The sequence below is a fragment of the Cyanobium gracile UHCC 0281 genome, from assembly GCF_034931305.1.
In the GTDB taxonomy this organism is placed as follows: Bacteria; Cyanobacteriota; Cyanobacteriia; order PCC-6307; family Cyanobiaceae; genus Cyanobium; species Cyanobium gracile_A.
On the sequence record NZ_JAYGHY010000096.1, the window covers coordinates 1 to 5,770 of the forward strand.

General features: G+C 54.9%; 5 protein-coding genes. 3 read left to right on the plus strand and 2 right to left on the minus strand.

All coding sequences use genetic code 11. The features are described from left to right. Nucleotides 1-146 precede the first annotated feature (146 nt). Together VB739_RS15995 and VB739_RS16000 are read left to right on the plus strand one after the other, a co-directional pair. Nucleotides 147-1,073 (plus strand): MBL fold metallo-hydrolase, encoded by a 927-nt coding sequence (locus VB739_RS15995; RefSeq protein ID WP_323358008.1) that lies wholly within the window; start codon nucleotides 147-149, stop codon nucleotides 1,071-1,073. A gap of 220 nt (nucleotides 1,074-1,293) precedes the next feature. Next, entirely contained in the window at nucleotides 1,294-1,734 is a 441-nt protein-coding gene (locus VB739_RS16000) for a tyrosine-type recombinase/integrase (protein ID WP_323358009.1), read from the plus strand. Nucleotides 1,735-2,330: 596 nt separating this feature from the next. Here the strand turns inward: VB739_RS16000 and VB739_RS16005 are convergent. Together VB739_RS16005 and VB739_RS16010 are read right to left on the minus strand one after the other, a co-directional pair. Beyond that, nucleotides 2,331-3,653, minus strand: coding sequence for a hypothetical protein (locus VB739_RS16005; RefSeq protein ID WP_323358010.1), 1,323 nt, complete (start codon nucleotides 3,651-3,653; stop codon nucleotides 2,331-2,333). 309 nt (nucleotides 3,654-3,962) lie between these two features. Further along, the gene (locus VB739_RS16010) at nucleotides 3,963-4,436 is read right to left on the minus strand and encodes a hypothetical protein (protein WP_323358011.1); all 474 of its coding nucleotides are present in this window, start codon (nucleotides 4,434-4,436) and stop codon (nucleotides 3,963-3,965) included. Nucleotides 4,437-5,223: 787 nt separating this feature from the next. Between VB739_RS16010 and VB739_RS16015 the strand changes: the two genes are divergently transcribed. Next, nucleotides 5,224-5,658: a hypothetical protein gene (locus tag VB739_RS16015; RefSeq protein WP_323358012.1), complete on the plus strand. Its 435-nt coding sequence runs from the start codon at nucleotides 5,224-5,226 to the stop codon at nucleotides 5,656-5,658. The last annotated feature ends 112 nt before the right edge of the window (nucleotides 5,659-5,770 follow it).

Genomic DNA, 5,770 nt, shown 5'->3' on the forward strand with positions numbered 1-5,770 from the left:
AAGGACTTGGGCTTGACCATGCCCCATTGTGCGGCTGAGAACCATTGCAGTCAAAGGGATTTGGGCAGATTTAGGAGCGGCTGTGGAGGGCTTGGGCGCTGGTCTATGCGCGACAGACTCCTAGGGGGTGTCGCCGCCGCCCTCCCATGGCCCGCCCCCAGCAGCGCCTGGCCGCCAATGCGGCTGGTCCCTTCTATGTGGATCGGACCTGCATCGACTGCGGCACCTGCTGGCAGTTCGATCCGGCCCACTTCGCCCCCACCGGCCGCACGTCGCACGTGTGGGCCCAGCCGCAGGGCGAGGGCGAAATCCGCGCGGCGCTGCTGGCGCTGCAGGCCTGCCCGGTGGCGGCGATCGGCACCGCCAGGGAGCTGCTGGCGCAGAGCCCGGCCGATGGCTTCCCGGCCCTGATCACGAGCCTGCCGGAGGGGGAGGTGCACTACGGCGGCTGGGCCTCGCGCAAGAGCTTCGGGGCGAGCAGCTGGCTGATCACCCGGCGCCAGGCCGATGGCCGCCACGACAACGTGCTGATCGATTCCCCGCGCTGGAGCGGCGCCCTGGCCCGCCGAATCGAGGCCCTCGGCGGTGTGCGCCGGATCCTGCTCAGCCACCGCGACGACGTGGCCGACCACGGGGCCTGGGCCCAACGCTTCGGCGCCGAACGCTGGATCCATGCCGCCGATGCCGACGCTGCCCCGGACGCGGAGCACCGTATCGAGGGCCTTGAGCCCGTGGCGCTGGAGGACGACCTGCTGGTACTGCCGGTGCCGGGCCACACCGCCGGCTCGGTGGCGGTGCTGTTTGCCGGCCAGGTGCTGTTCAGCGGCGACCACCTCTGGTGGGGCGTGGAGCCGCCGGGGGTGGTCGCCTCCCGCCGCTACTGCTGGTGGAACTGGCAGGAGCAGGTGCGCTCGGTGCAGCGACTGCTGGATCTGGACGTGCGCTGGCTGCTGCCCGGCCACGGCCGCTGGCACCACTTCGCCCCCGGCGAATGGCGGCGGGAGCTGGAGGCGACGCTGGCGCGGGTGGGGGCGCGGGTGGGGGCGCGGGAGGACCGGGGCGGGGAACCCTGAAGGCGGCTCCGCGGCTTTCGCATGGTTCCCACACCAGGTCCACGGCTGATGGATCGTTACCGCGAGGAGCTGCCGGTGCGGCGCTATCCGCCCTGCTCTTTCTCTACAGGCAGGTGCTCGGGGGAGATGTGGGCAACCTGGACGGGGTGGTGCGCGCCCGGCAGCCCAAACGGTTGCCGGTGGTGTTCACGGTGGCGGTCTGCGGCTCCGGGTCCAGGAGGTGGATCTCGAAGCACGGGAGCTGACCGTCCGCAGCGGGAAAGGCGAAGAGGACCGGGTCACCGTGCTCCCCGCCAGCCTTTTGGAGCCCTTGCGGGAGCATCTGCAGGCGGTACGGCAGATTCACCGCGCCGACTTGGCAGGAGGGTGGTGCTGCCGATGGCACTTGGAAGGAAGTACCCGAACGCAAGGCAGGCACCACAACGACCCATCCATGATCCAGAAGGCCGTGAAGCGGGCGATCTTGCTGGCCTGCATCAGCAAGCCGGCCAGCGGCCACACGTTCCGCCACTCGTTGGCGACTCACCGACTGGAGCGTGGCCAAGACATCCGCACCATCCAGGAATTGCTGGGGAACAGCGACGTGAAGACCACAATGAGCTATACGCATGTCCTGAATCGCGGCCCTTGTGGGGTGATGTCTCCGGTGGACCTTCTGTAGCAAAACGAACCGCTGAATCTCGGACCCACCCATATCTCCGTCACCCAAGAGCAACGCCAGAGAAAAGCCTTACGCTGGAGGGAGCTCCAGGGCCTGATCATGGTCTCGCAGGTTTCTTATGCCGCCGGAGCACCCTGAACAGGATGGATATCGGACTCGCCGAAATACTGTTATGCGTAGCCAAGAGGATGTCCTGATATGTCAAACAATTGGAAAATTCCAGGCTGGCTTGAAGAAGAGGTAAGAGTAAGGGGCGAAGTATGCGTGTATTGTAGAGCTGTGTTTGTTGAATCAGCAACATCTACGAGATCTCCGGCCAGCTGGGAACACATCATTAACGATGTCCGAATCATTGCAAGGGAGAATATTGCGCTTTCTTGCCGTGGATGCAATTCCAGTAAGGGGCAGAAGACAGTCTCTGCTTGGCTCCAATCCACATACTGTAAAAATCATGGGATCTCCATCGATACTGTCGCTCCAATCGTCAGACAAGCCATAGCGAATGGGGCAATTAGATCACGCCTAACACCCGCATCAAGTTCTCGCCTGCTATCGCAGCCTGGACCTAGCTTGCGCTCGGCCACTCATGCAGAACGTTATGTGTCCAAGTCGAGTGAATCGGCAAGCATCAAGTCTTTTGCAGTGATTCTCCCTAGAATCGTCATTGCAAGCACAGCAGATATTGTCAAGTAAGGCAATGCCCCTGCATATCTAAAGACTTTCGCTGGCCACTCCCACATCCCGCAAGTTAGTTGATACTCAAGTTGATACCAGTTCAAATATCCTGTCCACACGAAGAATATCGCCGCGACCTTTGGAGTCAGAATATTAGAGCAACTAAGGAGATATCTAATCGCAAACGGTGATACTAGAAAGAAAAAGAGAAAGAACTGCTGATGCCCAACCTTGTAAAAGCTTAAGACAGCTGCAAATGTAAGGATGGAGCCAAGCATTGGTCCAATATTCTTTTTGAATAGGAAAATAGACATCACTAAAAAGACAACAAGCATAAACGGAGTGCTGAATCTATCAAGATTAAGGCCCAGCACATTTCTTGTGAAATTGAATATTGATAGGTGTTTTGATTCTCGCGAGTTCGCAAAGAGCAATGGAATAAGAACAGAGTTCCCCCATAGTCGATAAGCAAGTGATGATCCCAAGAGCAGCGTGCCTAGAAAGCCAGACACAAACGCCCAGTCAATACAACGCCGCCTTAGGGACAGCGATGGAAGAATTATAAGAGGGTAGAACTTGCTCATGACTCCAATTGCAAGTATGCCTCCTGATATGACTCGTGACGAAAAACTTTTAAGAGCGACTGTTCCAATCAGTGCCAAAACCATCGCCGCAGCGGGCAGTATGTCATTGTTGGCATAGAGGTTAACGGTAATCAAAGAGTAGGGTGAAAGAATAAAGAATGCGAAAAGGCAGCATCTCTGTATCGAGTATGTTCGATCTTTGATCCCTAATGGAAAAAACGATGAGATCGCACCTGTGGACACAAGTAAAAAAGAAAATAAAATTTTTGGAAATAAAGCATGAACTCTGTACATCCATGCGAATAGATTGTGAACTGGTCCATAAGCATTGTCTGTGCCAAGCCATGGGTCTAATCCTGCTAGAATGACATCCCAATGCTTACGGTACTGAACATAATCATGCCGAACCCCTGCTTGATACGAGAATGCAATGGAAAGAAAAGCCAAGACTGCAAGAAATATAATGATATTGCGGGTCTTGATTGAAGGCGGCTTCTCTCCTGCAAGGGGCTGTAGATACAGAATCCGCCAAAGACCATGAAACAGCAATGTGGTAGTCAGAATTGCGGCCACAGAGAATACGGCAACATGTGGCATTGACGGAGAGCAGGCTTTGACAGAGATAAACAAGAGAACCCATGAAGGAAATGCGTAAAGCATGACTCGTCTCAATGTGGATCTCATGGCAAGTTAGAAGCAGCTAGAGTATTGTATTCAGGGTTGGTGTATTTGATTGTAGTTGCAACCCTTTAGGAAGAGATCATATCAAAGGCAGAGGCGGCCACATTACAGCCAACTGCAGCGGACGGGAAAAAGACTGCTTGTCACTCCGAGTGTATTCGGCTCGCCGCTCAGTTGGAACGTTAGCTGCTTGGATATTTTGTACGCTATCCTTCTGGCTTGAAGGAGGTGAACTTCAGGTTCATCCAGGCCATGAAAGGCTCCTCGCAAACGCCTAGTCCTTGATTCTTATTTGATTAGACGGACAAGTGGTCTGTATATATAGCCATTCTTGTTGTCAGCGGTTCTTGCTGGTAGCCAATCACCAGAACCTTGCAGATCCACAAAAAAGATCTCATCTTTCTGAATTGGAACGACAATTGCATAGTCACTTCCAGGCCCATTCCGAAGACTCGTTGGTGGGTTTGGGTCGTTAGTTGTTGCACGTACGTAGCCGGTTTCAGGCTTGATTGGGGGAGGGTTCACCTCCCCACCGTTGGTATGGCCACCAATGGGACCGAGAGTTGTCATTCTCATGCTTAATACAAGTCCTGCTGTTAGCACGAGGAGTCCAATTGGAATGGTTAATTTCTTTTGCTCGGGAGAAACCTCAATGAATCCTCCAAGCTTATTGACGAACCCAAGTAGCAGGAATAGGAGGCCGGCAGCAATTAAGAGATTGGGAATTGGGGTGTCTTGGACAGCCTTAATAGCATCCTGCATTATTGAAACAGGCCATAACGCCACTAGAGACTCATGATTTTAGGCAGAACCCAGCCAAACAAGTGTTTCGGTACGTATTGTTGCATTCTAGTAACGCGCGAATCTATTGGCTTGCATCCAGGTGCAGAAGGCGGGAGCGCGGTGTATCCTTTCATCCAGTGCGGGCCTGCCCACTTCTGATCTGGAGCGTTTTGCTCAAGATGAAGACGGCAAAGGCAGTATTTTCCCTTCTGGCGCTGATCCCTCCGCCACTGATCTTTGATTTCTGTGAGAATGGATTTGCCATGGCAGGAACGTGTGACTTTGGTTTCGGCAAGCGTCTACAGGCTGTTCAGTAAATGGCGAATCGCGGCTCTTTCTTCGAGGCACTGCCAAGTTCTATTGCCGTAGACAATATAGCCTGCACTGGCTTTGCTTATTCCACTGTGGCTGCGACTTTCCGTGTATCTCGTGGTGAGGCTGAATAGCTTGTTGCAGCGCCAGAAGTAACATTGTTCTCGCAGTAGAACCATCCGATGTTTGGTGATTCTGAATAGCGACGAATGCTGATTGGCCCACTATTGCCTCATGCTCACAGCTGCCATCTGCCGTGGCTTCCTTTGTTCGCTGTAAGCGTTTCTATCTCAAAAGATGTTAACGCGTCGTCCACGGTAAGATTCGATGGTGGTAAGTACTGCCTAAATGGCGCTTGGCCATGCAAATTCAGCGGATGCATCAAGCCGCGCCGTTGATCTTGCGGGTTAGTCATTTCACATTCCCACTAAGGCACACACACGGAGTCACTCCCATGGCGCAGCCAGCCATTCCGCCCTATGACGGAGCCACTGTCGTCATCACCCATCGGGTCCGAAACAATCGGCATGAGGCGTACGCGGTCTGGATGGAAACGATTTCACCTCTTTGCAAGGCAGCAACCGGCTTCCTCGACTGGCACATCGTGCGCCCCATCCCCGGAATCACAGCGACTTACACAGTGATCATACGCTTTGATACGAAGAAGAATCTACAGGGCTGGATGGAATCGAATGACCGCAAGCGGCTGATCAAAGCCGTGAAACCACTCCTCGTTGGCGCTGATGATTTCTACATCAGCAGCGGCCTTGACTTCTGGTTCGTTCCCGGTGGCGCGAGGACCAAGGTGCCGATGCGCTGGAAGCAGTTCCTCATCACGTGGTCCGCCATCTATCCGCTTGTTCTTTTCGTGCCCCTAGGAGGCTGCTGAAATAGCCGCCAATCCAAGACCCTCCAGAGCAGATTGGGCTCTGTGGGCCTTGTGGCATGCCTGCCGGGAGGCTTGCACGGCCAATCTGGCGGTCCTCCATGGCGTCCGTGTC

Bases quoted from the DNA above. Each gene is read 5' to 3' on its own strand.
- VB739_RS16015 (WP_323358012.1), top strand. From the start codon at position 5,224: ATGGCGCAGCCAGCCATTCCGCCCTATGACGGAGCCACTGTCGTCATC.
- VB739_RS16005 (WP_323358010.1), bottom strand. From the start codon at position 3,653: ATGCTTTACGCATTTCCTTCATGGGTTCTCTTGTTTATCTCTGTCAAA.
- VB739_RS16010 (WP_323358011.1), bottom strand. From the start codon at position 4,436: ATGCAGGATGCTATTAAGGCTGTCCAAGACACCCCAATTCCCAATCTC.
- VB739_RS15995 (WP_323358008.1), top strand. From the start codon at position 147: ATGGCCCGCCCCCAGCAGCGCCTGGCCGCCAATGCGGCTGGTCCCTTC.